The sequence below is a fragment of the Gammaproteobacteria bacterium genome, from assembly GCA_015709615.1.
Lineage (GTDB): Bacteria > Pseudomonadota > Gammaproteobacteria > Burkholderiales > Nitrosomonadaceae > Nitrosomonas.
Window position 1 is genome coordinate 3,237,746 of record CP054179.1, and the last position, 18,078, is coordinate 3,255,823.

20 protein-coding genes are annotated in these 18,078 nt (G+C 50.1%); 7 read left to right on the top strand and 13 right to left on the bottom strand.

Going from position 1 to position 18,078, the window contains the following annotated elements; genetic code table 11:
* Positions 1 to 92: 92 nt before the first annotated feature.
* Positions 93 to 746: a redoxin domain-containing protein gene (locus HRU77_15510; protein ID QOJ21968.1), complete on the top strand. Its 654-nt coding sequence runs from the start codon at positions 93 to 95 to the stop codon at positions 744 to 746.
* A 31-nt stretch (positions 747 to 777) separates the two neighbouring features.
* Here HRU77_15510 and HRU77_15515 read toward each other — a convergent pair whose 3' ends face one another.
* Complete coding sequence (locus HRU77_15515; GenBank protein QOJ21969.1) at positions 778 to 1,728, bottom strand: chemotaxis protein CheV; 951 nt, start codon at positions 1,726 to 1,728, stop codon at positions 778 to 780.
* Between the two features lie 425 nt (positions 1,729 to 2,153).
* Here HRU77_15515 and HRU77_15520 point away from each other — a divergent pair, with 425 nt between their 5' ends.
* Positions 2,154 to 3,572, top strand: coding sequence for a hypothetical protein (locus HRU77_15520; protein ID QOJ21970.1), 1,419 nt, complete (start codon positions 2,154 to 2,156; stop codon positions 3,570 to 3,572).
* A gap of 32 nt (positions 3,573 to 3,604) precedes the next feature.
* On the opposite strand, the gene ubiE is transcribed toward HRU77_15520, so the two are convergent.
* Both ubiE and HRU77_15530 read right to left on the bottom strand, forming a co-directional pair.
* The gene (ubiE, locus tag HRU77_15525) at positions 3,605 to 4,339 is read right to left on the bottom strand and encodes a bifunctional demethylmenaquinone methyltransferase/2-methoxy-6-polyprenyl-1,4-benzoquinol methylase UbiE (GenBank protein QOJ21971.1); all 735 of its coding nucleotides are present in this window, start codon (positions 4,337 to 4,339) and stop codon (positions 3,605 to 3,607) included.
* A 44-nt stretch (positions 4,340 to 4,383) separates the two neighbouring features.
* A complete protein-coding gene (locus tag HRU77_15530; GenBank protein ID QOJ21972.1) occupies positions 4,384 to 4,794 on the bottom strand; it encodes a DUF971 domain-containing protein in 411 nt (136 codons plus the stop codon).
* Between the two features lie 85 nt (positions 4,795 to 4,879).
* On the opposite strand from HRU77_15530, the gene phoB reads away from it, so the two are divergent.
* A complete protein-coding gene (gene phoB, locus HRU77_15535) occupies positions 4,880 to 5,602 on the top strand; it encodes a phosphate regulon transcriptional regulator PhoB (GenBank protein ID QOJ21973.1) in 723 nt (240 codons plus the stop codon).
* Between the two features lie 50 nt (positions 5,603 to 5,652).
* Entirely contained in the window at positions 5,653 to 6,960 is a 1,308-nt protein-coding gene (gene phoR / locus HRU77_15540) for a phosphate regulon sensor histidine kinase PhoR (protein QOJ21974.1), read from the top strand.
* Positions 6,961 to 7,042: 82 nt separating this feature from the next.
* Here phoR and HRU77_15545 read toward each other — a convergent pair whose 3' ends face one another.
* A complete protein-coding gene (locus tag HRU77_15545) occupies positions 7,043 to 7,426 on the bottom strand; it encodes a hypothetical protein (protein QOJ21975.1) in 384 nt (127 codons plus the stop codon).
* A 170-nt stretch (positions 7,427 to 7,596) separates the two neighbouring features.
* Positions 7,597 to 8,433 carry a prolipoprotein diacylglyceryl transferase gene (locus HRU77_15550; GenBank protein QOJ21976.1) on the bottom strand — a complete coding sequence of 279 codons (837 nt, stop codon included), beginning with the start codon at positions 8,431 to 8,433 and terminating at the stop codon, positions 7,597 to 7,599.
* 99 nt (positions 8,434 to 8,532) lie between these two features.
* Between HRU77_15550 and ilvD the strand changes: the two genes are divergently transcribed.
* The 3 genes from ilvD (at position 8,533) to HRU77_15565 (ending at position 11,340) form a co-directional block, all read left to right on the top strand.
* Positions 8,533 to 10,206 (top strand): dihydroxy-acid dehydratase, encoded by a 1,674-nt coding sequence (gene ilvD / locus HRU77_15555; protein ID QOJ21977.1) that lies wholly within the window; start codon positions 8,533 to 8,535, stop codon positions 10,204 to 10,206.
* Positions 10,207 to 10,514: 308 nt separating this feature from the next.
* Positions 10,515 to 10,826, top strand: a complete 312-nt coding sequence (locus HRU77_15560) for a c-type cytochrome (GenBank protein QOJ21978.1) — start codon at positions 10,515 to 10,517, stop codon at positions 10,824 to 10,826.
* 97 nt (positions 10,827 to 10,923) lie between these two features.
* Positions 10,924 to 11,340: an OsmC family protein gene (locus tag HRU77_15565; GenBank protein ID QOJ21979.1), complete on the top strand. Its 417-nt coding sequence runs from the start codon at positions 10,924 to 10,926 to the stop codon at positions 11,338 to 11,340.
* A 70-nt stretch (positions 11,341 to 11,410) separates the two neighbouring features.
* On the opposite strand, the gene HRU77_15570 is transcribed toward HRU77_15565, so the two are convergent.
* The 8 genes from HRU77_15570 to HRU77_15605 all read right to left on the bottom strand — a co-directional run bounded on the left by HRU77_15570 (position 11,411) and on the right by HRU77_15605 (position 17,999).
* Positions 11,411 to 12,268, bottom strand: coding sequence for an HDOD domain-containing protein (locus HRU77_15570; protein QOJ21980.1), 858 nt, complete (start codon positions 12,266 to 12,268; stop codon positions 11,411 to 11,413).
* A 263-nt stretch (positions 12,269 to 12,531) separates the two neighbouring features.
* Positions 12,532 to 13,476, bottom strand: a complete 945-nt coding sequence (lipA, locus tag HRU77_15575; GenBank protein QOJ21981.1) for a lipoyl synthase — start codon at positions 13,474 to 13,476, stop codon at positions 12,532 to 12,534.
* 4 nt (positions 13,477 to 13,480) lie between these two features.
* On the bottom strand, positions 13,481 to 14,134 hold the full coding sequence (lipB, locus tag HRU77_15580; GenBank protein QOJ21982.1) for a lipoyl(octanoyl) transferase LipB: 654 nt from the start codon (positions 14,132 to 14,134) through the stop codon (positions 13,481 to 13,483).
* An 18-nt stretch (positions 14,135 to 14,152) separates the two neighbouring features.
* Positions 14,153 to 14,419: a DUF493 domain-containing protein gene (locus HRU77_15585; GenBank protein QOJ21983.1), complete on the bottom strand. Its 267-nt coding sequence runs from the start codon at positions 14,417 to 14,419 to the stop codon at positions 14,153 to 14,155.
* A 20-nt stretch (positions 14,420 to 14,439) separates the two neighbouring features.
* The gene (locus HRU77_15590; GenBank protein QOJ21984.1) at positions 14,440 to 15,309 is read right to left on the bottom strand and encodes a D-amino acid aminotransferase; all 870 of its coding nucleotides are present in this window, start codon (positions 15,307 to 15,309) and stop codon (positions 14,440 to 14,442) included.
* Between the two features lie 30 nt (positions 15,310 to 15,339).
* Positions 15,340 to 16,461 carry a D-alanyl-D-alanine carboxypeptidase gene (locus tag HRU77_15595; protein QOJ21985.1) on the bottom strand — a complete coding sequence of 374 codons (1,122 nt, stop codon included), beginning with the start codon at positions 16,459 to 16,461 and terminating at the stop codon, positions 15,340 to 15,342.
* A gap of 94 nt (positions 16,462 to 16,555) precedes the next feature.
* Entirely contained in the window at positions 16,556 to 17,101 is a 546-nt protein-coding gene (locus tag HRU77_15600; protein QOJ21986.1) for an NUDIX hydrolase, read from the bottom strand.
* Positions 17,102 to 17,141: 40 nt separating this feature from the next.
* On the bottom strand, positions 17,142 to 17,999 hold the full coding sequence (locus HRU77_15605; protein QOJ22214.1) for a DUF2914 domain-containing protein: 858 nt from the start codon (positions 17,997 to 17,999) through the stop codon (positions 17,142 to 17,144).
* Positions 18,000 to 18,078: the final 79 nt, after the last annotated feature.

Below are 18,078 nucleotides of genomic sequence, written 5' to 3' on the forward strand. Positions count from 1 at the left end.
TAGAGATTCGCAAAGATCTCGAAAATTCTGCACGCTAGCCGACAGTTTCTGTAATATTCCAAAATATTTGCACTTTCTAACGCTTTTAAACAATGACTAATCACACATTTTCCGATATTACGGTGGCTACCTGGGTGCAAGGCGGCCCGCTTTCGCTCAACGATCTGACCGGTTCGGTGGTATTGATCGAGGTTTTTCAGGTGAACTGTCCCGGTTGTTTTATTTATTCGCTTCCCAGGGCGATTGATTTACATGAACGCTATCATCAGCGGGGGCTGGTTGTGATCGGTCTGGCTACCGCATTTGAGGATTACGATAAAAATACACTGGAGAACTTGCAGAAGCTGGTGACTAGCGGTGAAGTGATCGGCGAAACCCATAAGGCGCTCAGTCAATATAACCTGTTGCGGGAAGGCATGTTGCCGTGGAAAATACCGTTTGCCGTGGGGATGGATCGCGTCGTGGCGGAAACCGAGCCGGTGACCGATGAGCGTGTACTGCAGTATGCGCAAAAGTTTCTGCCCGATTTCGATAAATTCAGCGCCGAGCAGCAACAAACCGTGCTGCAGCAGGTGCGGCGTTACATGGAGCAGAAATCGATGCGCGCGGAAACTTTCGAGCGCTTTGCGCTCCAGGGAACGCCGTCCTGTATTTTGTTCGACCGCAAGGGCGAGTTAAAGGACATTTCGTTTGGCCAGATCGATTATAAACAAGCCATGGTCGAACATTTTTTGGCGGAAAAATGATAGCCGGAGTTTATATCAGCCGCAGCAATCACTACGCTAACGCCTTGCGGATGGTTTCGGCCAGTTCTTCCGCGACAAATTTGGCGATATAAGCATCCGCACCTACCGATTTGACGTGTTTTTCATTGGTTTCGCCGGTCAATGAGGAATGAATCACCACCGGGATCGATTTGAATCGTTGATCGTTCTTGATGTTGCGGGTGAGCGTGAAGCCATCCATTTCCGGCATTTCCAAGTCGGTCAGCACTAACGCGACTTTATCCTGAATGGTTTTGCCTTCGGTGGCGGCGGCATCCGACATCGATTGGATGCGATTCCAAGCTTCCAGTCCGGTTTTGGTCATGACAAATGGAACATTTAGCGCTTTCAGTTCGCTTTCGATCATGCTGCGGGCAAGCGGGGAATCGTCTGCCGCCAGAATGACTTTCCCGTCCGGGAGTTTTATCGCCGGGCCTAGTTTTTCCGGCGTCATTTCGTTATCGGGTGCGGGTAAAACGTCGCGCAGTATTTGTTCGACGTCGAGTACTTGCGCCAAGCGGGAATCTTCCGTATTACCGTCGATTCTGGCGATGCTGGTGACTAGTTTGCCGCCTTTGCCTTCCGCCGCGATGACCTGATTCCATTCAAGACGCACGATTTCGTTGACTTCCTCGACAGCAAAAGCCTGCGTCGAGCGTGCATACTCGGTAACCAATAGAATCGGGAGTCCTTTTTTCGGCGTGCAGCCGACGACCTTGGGCAGATTGATGACGGTAATCACTTGGCCGCGGATGTTGGCCACGCCCATTACATTAGCAGGTGCATTGGCGATGGCGGTGATGGTCGGCATGACCAGAATCTCGCGAATTTTGAAAACATTGATGCCGAACAACTCCCGCTGTCCATCGCCGGAGGCCTCGCCCAACCTGAACAGCAATAGTTCGAACTTGTTGCTGGTGGTCAAATTAGCGCGCTCGTCGATTTCATGCAATGCTGTGCTCATGTGGTATTCCCCGCAATTGATAAGTAAGTTATATTTGGATCTTTGGCTAACCCAAGAGAAAATCGGGATTAATATCAGAAGTGTATCGTATCGATCCGCGCGGGAAAAACTTTAGAAGCGCGGCAAAATACCCGCTTATTTGCGTTTTAGCGATGCTAGTGGATACATTCTGCTCCGCAGCCGGAAACTAATCTTGCCGGAAGCGCTCATGTGATAAAACCTTGATGACGATCACTGAACTTTGCCGCACAATGGTTATCTGAATGAAAGCTGGTTTCCTTTGTTTTTCCTCAATTTGATCAAACTTAGATGGGATGCGCATGGGCGATGATTTCGCCAGAATCGGCTTTCACATCCCCTATATTCGGATCGATAAATGCCGTTCATAACGCGCTATAGCAGCTGACATTATTCTGGAGAAAAGAATGGATTTATACGCAAGCATTTCTAAAGAATCGAAACAATCCGGGTTGATCGGGGAATTCCAGATTGTGTTTCTGAATCTTTATTGCGGAATCCGGTTGCTGGCTTTTCGCCGCGATAGCATCGAAAAAATAACCGTTTCTTACGATCAGCTCATTCTGTTGCTGGGGTTTTATGCGTTGACGGCAGTGGTTGTTTCGTATGTGGTTACACCCAGTGCAATTTTTGATTTGTCGGGACTGGGTTATGTCGGTGTCAAATTATTGATTGCTCTATTGGTCAGTTTTGTATTTGCAAAGCTGACCGGTAATCGAGGCGATTTGCTGAAAATTTTGGTGATCACGTATTGTGTTTTGCCTTTCTTTTACTTGATTTCTTTTACTCTTCTGACTTACTTGCCGGAAACATTCCTGGCTGCCGGTTATATCCTTTTTATCGCCTGGGCCTTAGCGGTTTGTTTTTATATCGCACTGCAATTGCTCGCAGGAAATAAACCTAAAGCTGCCTTGATTACCCTGTTGTGGTTGAGCGCATCTTATCCGCTGGCCAATTTATCGTTCAGTTTCTGGTACGAAGGTTATGACGATGGCGGTGAGCTGGCTGCGCATGCCGATGACGCCCGCTACGATGTCAATCAGGAGTATGTTTACTATAGCCAGTATCGGCTGTTGAACAATGCGCTGGATCCAATCAAACCGGGCGTCGCAGGGATTAACGATTTGTTCTTTGTCGGTTTTGGCGCCGATTCCACGCAAGATGTTTTTATGCGGGAAATCGACCATGTGCAGCGCGTCATGACCGAGCGTCTGGGCGTGTCAGGGCGTTCCGTTGCTTTGGTCAATAACCTGAAAACGCTCGATACGACACCGCTGGCATCGTCCACCAATCTCAGGATTGCGCTGCAGCATATCGGCAGTAAAATGAATCGTGACGAGGATGTGGTATTGCTTTATTTGACCAGCCATGGATCGATGAATCATGAACTGGCTGTGGAAATGTGGCCGCTCGATCTCAATTACATACGCCCGGAAGATATCAGAACATACCTGGATGATGCCGGTATCCACTGGCGCATTATTCTGATTTCGGCTTGCTATTCCGGTGGGTTTATCAAGGCGCTGCAAAACGAACACAGTCTGATTTTTACTGCGGCTGCGTCCGACAAAGCCTCTTTCGGTTGTGCCAACGAAAATGAATATACCTATTTTGGCGAAGCGCTATTTAAAAATATGGACGACAAACCCTATCAGTTTGTCGAACATTTTGTTCAGGCGATGGAGAAAGTCCGGCAACGTGAGTTGCACGAAAATCTGATCCCTTCGGAACCGCAATTATTTATCGGTAAGCTGATGAAGGAAAAATTGAAATTGTTGGAACGGGATATTGCAAAAGCGGCGATTCCCCAGGATCAACTGAATTGAGCGGAAGCCGCCGGGAAATCGTTTGTTTTTACTTATAGCTTATAGCCGCGGTGAAGTGCCACGATGCCCGCCGTCATATTGAAGTATTCGACACGTTCAAAGCCCGCTTGCTCCATCAAATCCTTTAATTCATTCTGGGAAGGGTGCATGCGGATGGATTCGGCTAAGTAGCGGTAGCTATCCGCATCATTCGCGAAGACTTTTCCCATGGCGGGAAGTAATTTGAATGAGTACGCATCATAGGCCGGTTGCAGCGGTTTCCAGACTTTTGAAAACTCGAGCACAATGACAGTTCCTCCCGGTTTGATGACGCGCAGCATTTCCCTGAGAGCGGCATCCTTGTGCGTCATGTTTCTCAGACCGAAAGCGACGCTCACACAGTTGAAATAGTTATCGGGGAAGGGTAATTTTTCCGCATCGCACTGCGCGACAGGTGTCGGCGTGCCTTCGTCGATCATGCGGTCGCGGCCGATCGACAGCATGGAATTGTTGATGTCGGTCAGCCAAACCTCGCCGGACTTGCCCACTTTCTGTAAAAAAAGTGCGGTTAGATCCCCGGTGCCGCCGGCGATATCCAAAACCTTGTCGCCGCTTTTAATGCCGCTGACTTCGATAGCAAAGCGCTTCCATAGACGGTGCAGACCTGCCGACATCAAATCGTTCATCAAGTTATAGCGTTCCGCTACCGAATGAAAGACTTCCGCGACCTTGCCGGCTTTTTCTTCTTCCGCAACGGTATTAAAGCCAAAATGGGTGGTTTTTGTCATGACAGGAATTGAGTTCTCAGGTTAGTTGGCGAAGGCTAAAAAATTTATTTGCAGGAATGATTTACAGTATTAGGACGGGTTGCCGGCTCCCTGCTGGCGCTGGCCTCAGCCATGCGTTGCAAATAATGCTGCCACATTTTATCCTGATTGAGCCCGAAGTTATACAACAGATCCCATGAATACAACCCGGTGTTATGGCCGTCAGTAAAATTAAGCTGTATGGCATAATTGCCAACGGGTTCGATTTTGGTGATGTTGACCATTTTCTTGCCGGTTTGCAGTACTTCCTGCCCTGGGCCATGGCCGCTTACTTCGGCTGATGGTGAATAAACGCGCAGAAACTCGCAGGGAAATTGAAATGCTTTGCCGTCGGAGAAAGCGATGTCGAGTATCCTGGATTTCGTGTGCAGCTTAATTTCGGTAGGGTAAGGTGTATCTTTGGTTAAACCGGCCATAGTGTATTCAATGTTTACGGACTAAAAATTCATTGACCGCATTGTAGCAAACTGCAGGGAAAAATCGACCGGTTTAGGAGCGTATATGACGGCAACGATATTGATTGTGGAAGATGAAGCGGCCATACAGGAGTTGATTACCTATAATCTGCAGCAAGCCGGTTATGAAACGGTTTGCGCGGATAACGCCGAAAAAGCCATGGCAGTTATCAAGGCAGCCTTACCCGATTTGATTTTGCTGGATTGGATGTTGCCCGGAATGAGCGGCATTGAATTTGCGCGCGTTTTGCGGCGCGATGACCGCACCCGGTTGATTCCGATCATCATGTTGACAGCGCGCACGCAGGAATTGGATAAGGTGACGGGATTGGAAATGGGAGCGGACGATTACATCACCAAACCTTTTTCGTCGCGTGAATTGATCGCTCGCATCAACGCCGTGCTGCGCAGGCTGATTCCGGAAGCTTCGGACGAGGCAGTTGAAATTGACGGTTTGCGGCTTGAACCGGTTAATCATCGTGTGATGGCCGGGAATCAGGAAATTGCATTGGGACCGACGGAATATCGTTTACTGCATTTTATGATGACACATATCGAACGGGTTTATTCGCGCAGTCAATTGCTCGACCGGGTTTGGGGCGATCATGTGTTTGTCGAAGAACGCACCGTCGATGTGCATATCCGGCGATTACGCAAGGCATTGCAACCAGCGGGTAAGGATGAATGGATACAAACGGTGCGGGGCACAGGTTACCGGTTTTCCGCGCTGGCTGCGCCGCCGGTAAAAGATTCCGATGCGGAAATTTAAGCCATTCCCCAACTTTTTTCCGCGCAATCATTTTTTTCAGGATTTATTCAGTGTCTGATATTTGGCAACGATCTTCTAACATTCTGATGATCATCTTTATTACCGCAGTGTTGTGGATGATTCTCGGCGGCGTGAATGCATTGATCTTTTTTGGCGTAGCGATGCTATGGATGGTATTGCATCATACCCGCCACATCGTTGCGCTGGAACGCTGGTTGCAGCTTTCCGATCATACACCGGGCAGCATCCCGGCCGGTTCCGGCGCATGGGATGATGTTTTTGCGCATTTGGCGCGCTACGTGCGTCAGCATAGCCAGAGCCGGGAATTATTGAGCCTGGCGCTGGAGCGTATGCGTAGTGTGACGTCGGCGATGCCGGATGGCATCGTCATTCTGGATGAACATGACCGGATTGAGTGGTGTAATCCGGTGGCCGAGCAACATTTGGGGATTAATCTGACATTGGATGCCGGGCAGCAAATCACTTATCTGGTCAGGCAAATACCGTTCGTCGAGTATCTGGCTGCGCGCCAATTCAGTAATCCGCTGATTTTGAAACAAACGCGCCAGCACGGTATGATCGTTTCGTTGCAACTAGTACCGTACGGTTATAACCAGAAGCTTCTGATCAGCCGGGATATTACGCGCTTTGAGAAAATAGAAACGATGCGGCGCGATTTCATCGCCAATGTTTCGCACGAATTGCGCACGCCGCTAACGGTGATTGGCGGATTTCTCGAAACTTTGTCAGCCGATGAAAACGTGAATAACGGCTTCAATAAGCGCGCTCTGGCTTTGATGACGGAACAAACAACCCGTATGCAGCGGCTGATCGAAGATTTGCTGATTTTATCGCGCCTGGAAAATGAACAGAGTAAAGCAAGCGAAAAGACCGTAAATGTCGTCAGCTTGTTGAACGATGTCCTGCAGGATGCCGAATCGCTCAGCTCGGGTCGCCACCAAATCAAATTAAACATTGCAACGCATGACCAGTTGCTGGGAAGCGAGCAAGAGTTGCGTAGCGCATTTGGAAACTTGATCAGCAATGCCATCCGCTATACGCCGGATAAGGGTGAAATTACGATTAATTGGGAGAAGCGCGCCGGGCAAGGGGTATTCTTTGTGCAGGATAGCGGTATCGGCATAGAATCGGAGCACATTCCGCGCTTAACGGAGCGTTTTTATCGTGTCGACAGCAGCCGTTCGCGAGAAACCGGCGGAACCGGATTGGGGCTGGCGATCGTCAAGCATGTGTTGAACCGGCACGAAGCGCGTCTCGAAATTACCAGCACAGTGGGAAAAGGCAGCCGGTTCACCGTCTGGTTTCCTGCCAAGCGGTTGCTGGAGGCGGATGAGTGATTGTATTGCAATGACTCACCCGCCAGAATCCGACGGGTGAACTTCCGGTTGCGGTTTTTGATCGCCGATTACTTAGCCGGCACTATCTGATTACAGTTGTATCCGGGTTATGATTGATTCTGGCTTTGTTTATAGCCCGATTTTCTTGATCGGCAGCCATTCTTTTGTGCAAATCCGCTTGCTTCAAGTATTGACGTAAAATTTTTTCGTATTCACGAACATTGGCGGAGGAATGCGATTTGATATCCTGTCCTTGCCGCCCGAAGTAGTAGGGGTGCATTTCGTATTGTTCAAGTAAGGATTTATTTTGCTGGAGCTTTACTTTTGCCTCATCGGCTAGATTTTCGTAATATTGCGCCAGTGCGGCATGATCGTTATCGTGAATGCCATCGACAGCAATTGCGGGTGTGGCAAGAAAACCAACGGCAGCTAAAAGTATAATGGAGAATGATTTTGATGCTTTCATGATCAGTACCCTCCGAGGATGAATGTACGATGCCATCTTATCGTACGGGAGGGTATGTGCCTATTGGGGAAATCTTTGTTTTTATCTAATGATTTACACTAGATGCGGCTTGGGTAATTTGATTATATGATAAGGTATTTTATTAGATGTGAATATGTTCTTGCCAATCCTTAATGTTTTTTACTTTTCCGCTGATTATTTCTTAAGGAAACGCCGATGTCACTAGATTTTTGCCGCTTGGACCACAGCACGACAGCAATTCCCGCCACAATCATCGGAATCGATAACCATTGACCCATCGTAATTCCGAGTGTCATTACGCCCATGAAACCGTCTTCCGGTTCGCGGAAGAATTCCGCAAATGAACGTAATACGCCGTAACCGATCATGAACATACCGGTGACCGCGCCGGTGGCGCGCGGTTTGGACGAATAAATCCAGATAAAAATAAACAACAATACGCCTTCGAGCGCGAATTGATACAACTGGGACGGATGGCGAGGGAATTCGTCGACATAAGGAAAAACCATGCCCCATGGTACATCGGTGTGCCGTCCCCACAGTTCGCCGTTGATGAAATTGCCGATGCGGCCCGCGGCTAATCCCGGTGGAATGAGCGGAGTAACGAAGTCGGTGACAGTAAGCCAGGAGAGTTTGTATTTGCGCGCCAGTAACATCATGGCGGCGAAAACGCCGAGAAAGCCGCCGTGAAACGACATGCCGCCTTCCCAAATGGCGAAAATATGCAATGGGTGTTCCAGGTAATAACCGAATTGGTAGAACAGCACGTGCCCCAGGCGTCCGCCCAGAATCACGCCGAGCATGCCATAAAACAGGGCATCATCGAGCATTTCATAAGTAAAAGCTGATTGCGGATTGTGTTTGATGCGATACCGGCCAAGCAAAATAAAGAACGTGAAACCCAGCAAATACATCAATCCGTACCAATGAATGGAAAGCGGTCCGATAGCGATGGCAACGGGATTAATTTGCGGGTGAATGAGCATAGTTTCGGCCTTATTTACGGTAAAATAGCGGACATTATACCAAGTGCGTTTGCGCACGCTTGGTCATAAATTGTATTTTTATTTTATTCAGGAGCAAGCATGCCAGACAATAAACGGAGCCAGATTATTACCCAAGGGACACAACACGCACCCAGCCGCGCCATGTTGCGCGCGGTCGGTTTCAGCGATGGGGATTTTAACAAGCCGATTGTCGGTGTGGCTAACGGTTATTCGACGATTACGCCGTGTAATAAAGGATTGAACGATCTGTCATTGAAAGCCGAATCGGCGCTTAGAAAAGCAGGGGCGATGCCGCAGATGTTCGGTACCATCACGGTATCGGATGGTATTTCGATGGGCACCGAGGGCATGAAGTATTCGCTGGTGTCGCGCGAAGTGATTGCCGATTCGATCGAAACCTGCGTGCAGGGCGGAAGCATGGACGGTGTGATCGCTATCGGCGGCTGCGACAAAAATATGCCGGGTGCGATGATCGCGATCGCGCGCATGAATGTGCCGGCGATTTTTGTTTATGGCGGCACGATCAAGCCGGGTCACTATAAGAATCAGGATTTGACGGTGGTCAGCGTATTTGAGGCGGTAGGGCAGCACAGCGCGCATAAGATCGACGACGAGGAATTGTTGCAGATCGAACGGCATGCGTGTCCCGGTGCCGGTTCGTGCGGCGGTATGTATACCGCGAATACCATGTCGTCGGCGTTCGAAGCGATGGGTATGAGTTTGCCGTATTCTTCCACCATGTCGGCGGAAGACGACGAGAAGCTGATCAGCGCGGGACAATCCGCCGAAGCGCTGGTCAATGCGATCAAAAAGCAAATCCTGCCGCGCGACATCATCACGCGACAATCGATTGAAAATGCCGTGACCGTTATCATGGCGGTGGGCGGCTCCACTAATGCGATTTTGCATTTTCTGGCGATTGCGCACGCCGCCGAAGTCGAATGGCGCATAGACGATTTCGAACGGATACGCGCCAAAGTACCGGTATTGTGCGACCTGAAACCATCCGGGCGTTATGTGGCGGCCGATTTGCATCAAGCAGGCGGTATTCCGCAAGTGATGAAAATGTTGCTGAATCATGGATTGCTGCACGGCGATTGCATCACCATCAGCGGTCAAACCGTGGCGGAAGTGCTGAAGGATATTCCCGATACCCCGCGCGCCGACCAAAACGTGATCCGGCAATGGGGTAATCCGATGTACGCGCAAGGTCATCTGGCGATTCTGAAAGGCAACCTGTCGACCGAAGGGTGCGTGGCGAAAATTTCCGGCATCAAGAATCCGAAAATTACCGGGCCTGCGCGCGTGTTCGAATCGGAAGAAACCTGTATGGTGGCCATCATGGCGCGTAAAATCCAGCCGGGTGATGTCGTGGTGATCCGCTACGAAGGTCCGAAAGGCGGCCCCGGCATGCGGGAAATGTTATCACCGACCGCTGCGCTAATCGGCGAAGGCTTGGGCGATTCCGTTGGTTTAATCACCGACGGGCGTTTCTCCGGCGGCACTTACGGCATGGTGGTCGGGCATGTTGCTCCGGAGGCTTTTGTCGGCGGTACTATCGCATTGGTGCAGGAAGGCGATTCAATCACCATCGATGCCGAGCAGCGCTTACTGCAACTGAATGTGCCGGATGACGTTTTGGCGCAGCGGCGCGCCGCCTGGCAACCGCCGCAACCGCGTTATGCGCGCGGGGTTTTGGCGAAATACGCGCAACTGGTTTCCAGCGCCAGCGCAGGTGCGATAACGGATTAGCCCGGAAGTGACATTCCCGACAGTGGTCAGTGGTATCAGTTCCTGGCGGAGGTGTGCTGGTTGCCGGTTAAGCTGGCTCCTCCGCCGTGAAGGAATGCTCGCTGCAATTTCGTTGTTGCGCCGGAACTAAATAATTTACCTTTAAGTCTCAGCAACGCAGTATCATCGGAGTTAGCAGCGAGCCGGTCAATGTTCGAGTCGAAGCGCGACAACGCCGTACTGCTGGTGCAAATTGACAGGAATTGCTGCAAGTCTGTTAAGTTCGGGTTAGAATATCAACCCTTTTATTATTTTTATAAGGAAGAGATATGAAAAAAGTTTTAATTGGAGCAGTTGCTGCATCTGCCATTTTATTAGCTGGTGTTGCTCAAGCCAACGCTGATTTGGCAAAAAGTAGTGGATGTTTGAATTGCCATAATGTAGACACCAAACTGGTTGGCCCGGCTCTGAAAGATATCGCTGGTAAATACGCAGGCCAAGCTGATGCTTCTGCATACCTGACAGATAAAATATTAAAAGGAAGTAGCGGTGTTTGGGGCACAATCCCAATGCCACCTAATGCTAACGTCAGCCCGGAAAATGCTAAAGCGTTAGCCGACTTTATTCTGACCCTGAAGTAATTCATCCTGAATTCAGGAAAGCCGACGCCTAACACCGTCGGCTTTTTATTTGCATCAAAACAAAATTTGCGACAAATCCTGATTTGCTGAGGGCGTGATGAAAACTCGTATTAAATGGAAAGGAAATGTCAGTTTCCTGGCGGAATCTGGCAGTGGTCATTCGGTATTGTTGGATGGTGCACCGGATGCCGGCGGACAGAATCTTGGACCGAGGCCGATGGAGATGTTGCTAATGGGGTTGGGCGGTTGCACTTCATTCGACGTGGTGCTGATTCTGAAAAAAAGCCGTCAGGACATCACCGATTGCGTCGTTGAAATCGAAGCCGAACGCGCGCCGGTCGATCCGAAAGTATTCACCGATATTCATTTGCACTTCGTTATTACTGGTCACAATCTGAATCCGCAAACGGTCGAGCGCGCCATTAATCTGTCCGCGGAGAAATATTGCTCGGCTTCCATCATGCTGAAGCAGACGGTAAACATAACGCATGATTTTGAGATCATTGCTGCTTGATAATTCTGTGTGCCTGGCAGCGAATGGAATCATAGAGAGGTTTCAGGCTGGCAAAAAAATCACCGGCTTTTTATACACACAGTGCGTGTGTTAGCGAGTTGACTTCCTCTTGCGAGTTTTTGAGGATATTACTCAACGTTTCCTCGTCGGATAATAGATCGATATTTGCGATGCTGAAACCCGTTTGATTTGAAGGTAGCATGAAAGGAGATTTGACGGGAGCCAGTTGATCGGCGAACAACAGCGTATCGCCGAGCGTGGCAGGAGGAAATGCCAGGTAACCGCGCCATAAATAAACGATATTGTCGATGATCGATTCCGGAATCGATAGCGCTTTGAGGATCGCGCTGCCGATTTTTATTTCGCACTCGAGTTCCGTTTCATCCTCCAAATCTTCGTCGCTGTTCCAGGAACTGGCTAGGCTCTCATCGACCAAGCCGGGATAATACTTTTCGCGCGCTAACAGATAGAACCAGCTGATCTCATGAATGATGCCCGCAAACATCGCGGTCTCCGGGTCTTGCTTTGTAATGCGGCGGGCGATGACTTGCGCCAGTGCAGCCACATGAGCGGAATGCTGCCATAATTGTGTCACCATTTCGCTTCGCGCTTGCGCTCCGGCAAGCTGCTGCACCACGACAGCCGTTGCTAGATTGCGCACCGTCCGCACGCCGATCAAATTCACGGCCGAACGTACATCGGTGATTCTTTTTCCCGAACGGTTGAAAACCACGGAATTGGCGATAGCGACAACTTTGGCCGACAACAACGGCTCCAACTGTATCAATTTGATCACCATCTCAAGATTGCAATCGGGATCGTTTAAAGCACGATTAATTTTGATCGCTGCATGCGTCGAGGTGGGAAAAATCAATCTTCCTTGCTCGACTTCGGTAGCCAACGCACTCAGTATTGCGCTTTTCTCCATAGTTACCCCTGTTTATTTTTGAATCAAGGTGGATCAACGATCCGCAGTTTACTGCAAACATTTGGGAAGTAATATCGGAAAAAATGCGATGAGTTGAAGCTTTTTCTGATTCTGCTTAGGGAAGTTTCTGAAAAAGGTAGTGAGGGCGATGATCAGGCAAGTGAAATCAGGTGGAAAAGCGCAGTTTTCGAGTGGACAATGAGCTTTATAACCTGATTTCAACGCAGTATCGCTGAGTGTAGCGGTTTTCTCGAATTTTCTTCTTAAAGCAAACCGGATTCGTGCGCCTGTTGGTCGGCATGATAGCTGGAGCGTACCATCGGGCCGCAGGCGGCGTGGCTGAAACCCATTTCCAGCGCGGCTTGTTCAAACACTTTAAAGCCTTCGGGCGTGACGTAGCGCATGACCGGCAGATGACCGATGCTGGGCTGCAAATATTGCCCGATGGTCAGCATTTCCACATTGTGTTCGCGCAGGTCGCGCAAAACTTGCAGGATTTCTTCGTCGGTTTCGCCCAATCCCAGCATCAGACCGGATTTAGTCGGAATATGCGGAAATTGCGCCTTGAAGTCTTTCAGCAGTTTTAAGGAATTCGCATAGTCTGCACCGGGGCGGCATTGTTTGTACAAGCGGGGTACCGTTTCAAGATTATGGTTTAAAACATCCGGCGGGCAGGCGGCGAGTTTTTCCAGCGCCACTTCGAGACGGCCGCGGAAATCCGGTACCAAGGTTTCGATTTTAGTGTGTGGCGAATGGGCGCGTATTTCCCGGATACAATCGGCAAAATGCTGTGCGCCGCCGTCGCGTAAGTCGTCACGATCCACGCTGGTGATGACCACATAGCGTAGTTTCATGGCACCGATCGATTGTGCCAGATGCAGCGGTTCATCGGCATCCGGCGGTTTTGGCCGGCCGTGCGAAACATCGCAGAACGGGCAGCGGCGCGTGCATAAATCGCCCAGAATCATGAAGGTGGCGGTGCCTTTGCCGAAACACTCGCCGATGTTGGGGCAGGATGCTTCTTCGCATACGGTGTGTAGTTTATGCTCGCGCAACAGACGTTTGACTTCGTAATAATTTTCGCTGTTGGATGAGCGCACGCGAATCCACGAGGGTTTGCGCAGCAGATCGTCACGCGATTGCGGTGCTATTTTGACGGGATTGCGCGCCGTTTTGTCGGCGCCTTTTTGGCGGGTATCGGTAGTCATATATTCAGTTGATTTTTCTGGTAAGAAGTGTTTCTTGTAAATGATTTGCTAGTTTTGCACCTAAAACTTCCACGCCGTCGGGAATGCCCAGATCTTTGGTTTGCGTGACTTGTAATCCTTGGTAACCGCAAGGATTGATGTACGAAAACGGCGTTAAGTCCATATCCACATTCAGCGCGATGCCGTGGTAACAAAAGTTTTTCCGGATTTTAAGACCCAACGATGCGATTTTGGCTTTGCCGACATACACGCCGGGCGCTTCTGTGCGGCCGGCGGCTTTGACGTGATAATCTTGCAGCACGTCGATCACGGCATTTTCCATTTGTCTGACCAATTCGCGCACACTGAGTTTCAGGCGGCGGATGTCCAGCAACAAATACGCAATAATTTGTCCCGGCCCATGATAAGTAATCTGGCCGCCGCGATCCGTCTTAATCACCGCAATGCCATGATCGTGCAGCAGATGCTCCGGTTTTCCGGCAATGCCTTGAGTAAAAACCGGCGGGTGTTGCAAAAGCCAAATTTCATCGCGGGTTTGCTCGCTGCGGTGATGCGTAAAATCCTTCATGGCCTGCCAGGTTGTCTGGTAATCGCATAACCCCAGTGTTTTGACGACGAAATGTTGTGGAGTGGAAACAGACAAGGATTGATTTTGCATCGTGAAAGAGCACAACAATTACAATACCACGGCAACCATGGGATGGCTCGATAAAGCCTGGTACAGAGCATCCAGTTGCGAGCGGGAAGTCGCGCGGATGGTGCAGGTAAGGCTTAAATAAGTGCCGTTCTTGCTGGCTTTGACCGCCAAAGTCGCGGTATCGAAATCGGGCGCATGAAATTTAACAATCGCCAGCGCAATCTGGGTGAAATCCTGCTGAGCCTTGCCCATGATTTTGATGGGAAAGTCGCAAGGATATTCGATCAGTGAAGGTTGTTCTGACATCGGTGAATTCAAACTGTCGGTTACGAATGCGAGCAACCGCAGGAATGACCGCGCATGTTCGTGGCCTTATAGTCCTGATACAGCGCGTGCAAACGCGCGAACAGTTCGCCCGGTTTTCCTTTTCCAACCGGTTGATTGTCCAGTGAAGTGATCGGCATGATTTCCTTGGTCGAGGAAGTTAACAGAATCTCGTCCGCCGTGCGTACTTCCGCTTCTGAAATGTCGCGCACTTCGTGCGGAATGCGATTCGCCGCCGCCAGCTCCAGCACCACGTCGTACGTGATACCGGGCAGCATCAAATTACTTTTCGGTGGCGCCAGCAGCACGCCGTTCTTGACCACGAAAATGTTACTGGCAGCGCCTTCGGTCAGGAATCCGTCGCGGATCAGGATCGTTTCCAGCGCCTGCACATCCACCGCCAGTTGCCGCAACAACACATTTGGCAACAGCGAAATGGCCTTGACGTCGCAGCGGATCCAGCGGTTATCGAGTGCGGTGATGGCCGAAGCGCCGCTGACCAGCAGCTCCGCGGGCGGCGGCAGCAGCGGATTGCTCATGATGAAAACAGTCGGCGGCACGTTGGCCGGAAATGCATGATCGCGTTTGGCGACACCGCGTGTGATGTGCAGGTAGAGATATTGATCCTCTCCGTCATTTTTTGCGATGACTTGTTCTAGCAGATTTTTCCATTCGTCGTTGCTGAACGGGTTTTTCAAGCGGATGCCGTCCAGACTGTGTTGTAATCGCTTGAGATGCTTGCCGAGACGAAAGGGTTTGCGCGAATAAGCCGGAATGACTTCGTACACACCGTCGCCGAAAATAAAACCGCGATCCAGCACCGGAATGCACGCTTCCTCAATAGGCATAAACTTACCGTTCAGATATATCATGCGAACCTTCCGTAATGGGTTAAGACTGTATTAATTAAAGAGTAATTTTACACTATCCCAGGCCCGGCCGATGAAGTTCGCGCTATCGACTTTTTCCAGCGCGACTAACGGATAGGTTTCGATGGTTTTGTCGTCCAGTGTGAATTTTACCGTGCCTACTTCCTGACCGAGTTGCACCGGAGCGATGAGTGGCTGCTTGTATTCCATGGTGGCCTTCAGTTTGTCACCTTGGCCTTTAGGCAGCGTGAAATAAACATCCCGGTCGAACCCGGCTTTTAGCTCGTTGCGTGCGCCTTTCCATAGATGGATGGTGGTCAATGAGTCGTTCTTTTTGTATAAATGCAGCGTATCGTAGAATTGGAAGCCATAATTAAGTAACCGTTGGCTTTCTTGGCTGCGCGCATTGGCGGATTTGGCGCCGATGACGACTGAAATGAGCCGCCGTTTGTCGCGAATCGCCGAGGTAATCAGACAATAGCCTGCGGTTTTGGTCCATCCCGTTTTCATGCCGTCGACATGCGGATCTATCCATAGCAACCGGTTTCTATTCGGTTGCGTGATATTGTTGTAGGTATATTCTTTTTGCGAATAATGCGGATAAAATTCCGGAAAATCGCGGATGATCGCCGTTGCCAGTAGTGTCAGATCGTGCGCTGTTGTGTAATGATCCGGATCGGGCAAGCCGGTCGAATTGGTGAAATGAGTGTTTTTCATTCCCAGCCGGGCTGCTTCTTTGTTCATCAGATCGGTAAAGCCGGCTTCCGAGCCCGCGACTGCTTCCGCCAAAGCGATACACGCATCATTGCCGGATTGCACGATCATGCCGCGGATTAACTCGTCCACAGTCACCGGTTTATTGGGTTCGATGAACATGCGCGAACCGATCATGCGCCAGGCGCTTTCGGATACCGGAACCGCTTGATCCAGTGCCAGCAATTTTTGTTTGATCGCGGCAAATACCACATACGCCGTCATGAGTTTTGTCAATGACGCCGGCTCTATGCGCTCATCTTCGTTTTGACCGGCCAGTACTTGACCGGTTTGAAAATCCGAGAGCATGTAAGCCTTGGCTGCGACGGAGATATTTTGCGGCTGGGCGGATACCGATGAAAAAGCGAAAAACAATAACAATAATCCGAGTAAATGCTTCATAGGAGTCTGAAGTCTGGAAAAATGGACATTATAGCGCGCCGAGGGGGAATCTAAAACCTTAGGGGTGTTTTGCACAAGGAAACAATAGCCTTACTCAGGAACGACCAGATGGCTTGTCGATAACACCCATATGAAATCCCAGTTTCCCTTCTTTGCGTTCCTTGAAATATTGCTGCAATGGATCGTGGATGACGCGAAACGCCATTTCTTCCCAGGGTATTTCGTGCTCGGAAACCAATTTGACTTCCAGGCTTTCGATGCCGGGTTTGAAATCGAGGTCGAGCAGCCGTGCGCGAAATAAGAAATAAACCTGGCTGATATGCGGCAGGCTATAGACAGCGTACAAATCGCCGATTTCCACGCGCGCATTGGCTTCTTCCAACGTTTCGCGCGCCGCGGCTTGCGCCAGCGTTTCATTGTTTTCCATAAAACCGGCCGGCAGTGTCCACCAGCCCAGCCGCGGTTCGATGGCGCGGCGGCACAGCAAGATTTTATCCTCCCATTCCGGAATGCAGCCGACCACCATTTTGGGATTTTGATAGTGAATGGTTTTGCACACAGTGCATATGTAGCGTAGCAATGAGTCGCCTTCCGGGATGCTCAATTCGACGGTGGCGCTGCAATGGCTGCAATATTTCATAATTAATCCTTGGATGCGTACAACAGGTTGTGAGCGGACATCACGGCTGAGTGACGGTAAAGTTTCTTGCCGCCAGGCGGTTTCCGGTTTCATCGACCAATTCAACGCGCCATGCGCCCAGGCGCCGTTGATCCAGTTGTTTGCTGGCGTGCGTGCGCCAATTGTTGTTGTGCACACGCAGATTCAATTTTGAATCCAATTTGTCATTGTAATACCAGTCGATGCGGACATTCTTTCCTTGCAAATTCTTTAAATGCAGATAGAAATAAATGGGTTTGGATTCTCCCGGTTGCAGATGCACTGCGTCGATGGAATCGACCGGTTCGCGTGCTTCGATCGCATGACTCAATTGCGCCCGGACAACCTCCGCCTGATCCGTTGGCACTTGCGGTTTCACCTCGGCTAATGCCTGCGGCTTCGTTTGTACAGCCGTTTTTGGGATTTTTTTTCCGGCATTGCCGGATGGATTGGCTGTTGAATTGAATGGCGGTTTTCTGGCCGGTATTACGACGGGTTTGATCGAATTGTTCGAGGTTTTGGATTTGACTGGCTCGGCTGGTTCGGACGTCGGTTTTTGTGCGCTGATCAATTCGCTGAATTGCGTTCCGGTTGTGTCGTTTGCCGTGCCGAGCTGCGGTTTGGTTTTTTTCTGCAGCGCCGAATCCTCAGGAACCGTAGCGGTTGTACTGTCCGCCGGAATTTTCTCGCCATCTCCACCGGCAAAGAGCAAATAGCCGGTCAAAACAAGCAGAGACAGCAGTAATACCGCTGCGATGGCGATTCTATTCCAATCCAGCGTTTCTTCATAAGTAACTTCCGGTTCGGGATAAAGCTCTTCGATGGCTTGCGGTTGCGGTTGTTGAATCTGAATGCGGATTTTTAATGTGTTGCTACTCATGTCGCGTGACGTTTCTTCTTGAGACATTGGGATTTCGTAAAGGAATTTTTCGATGGAGTGCGCAGTATAAAGGATTTTT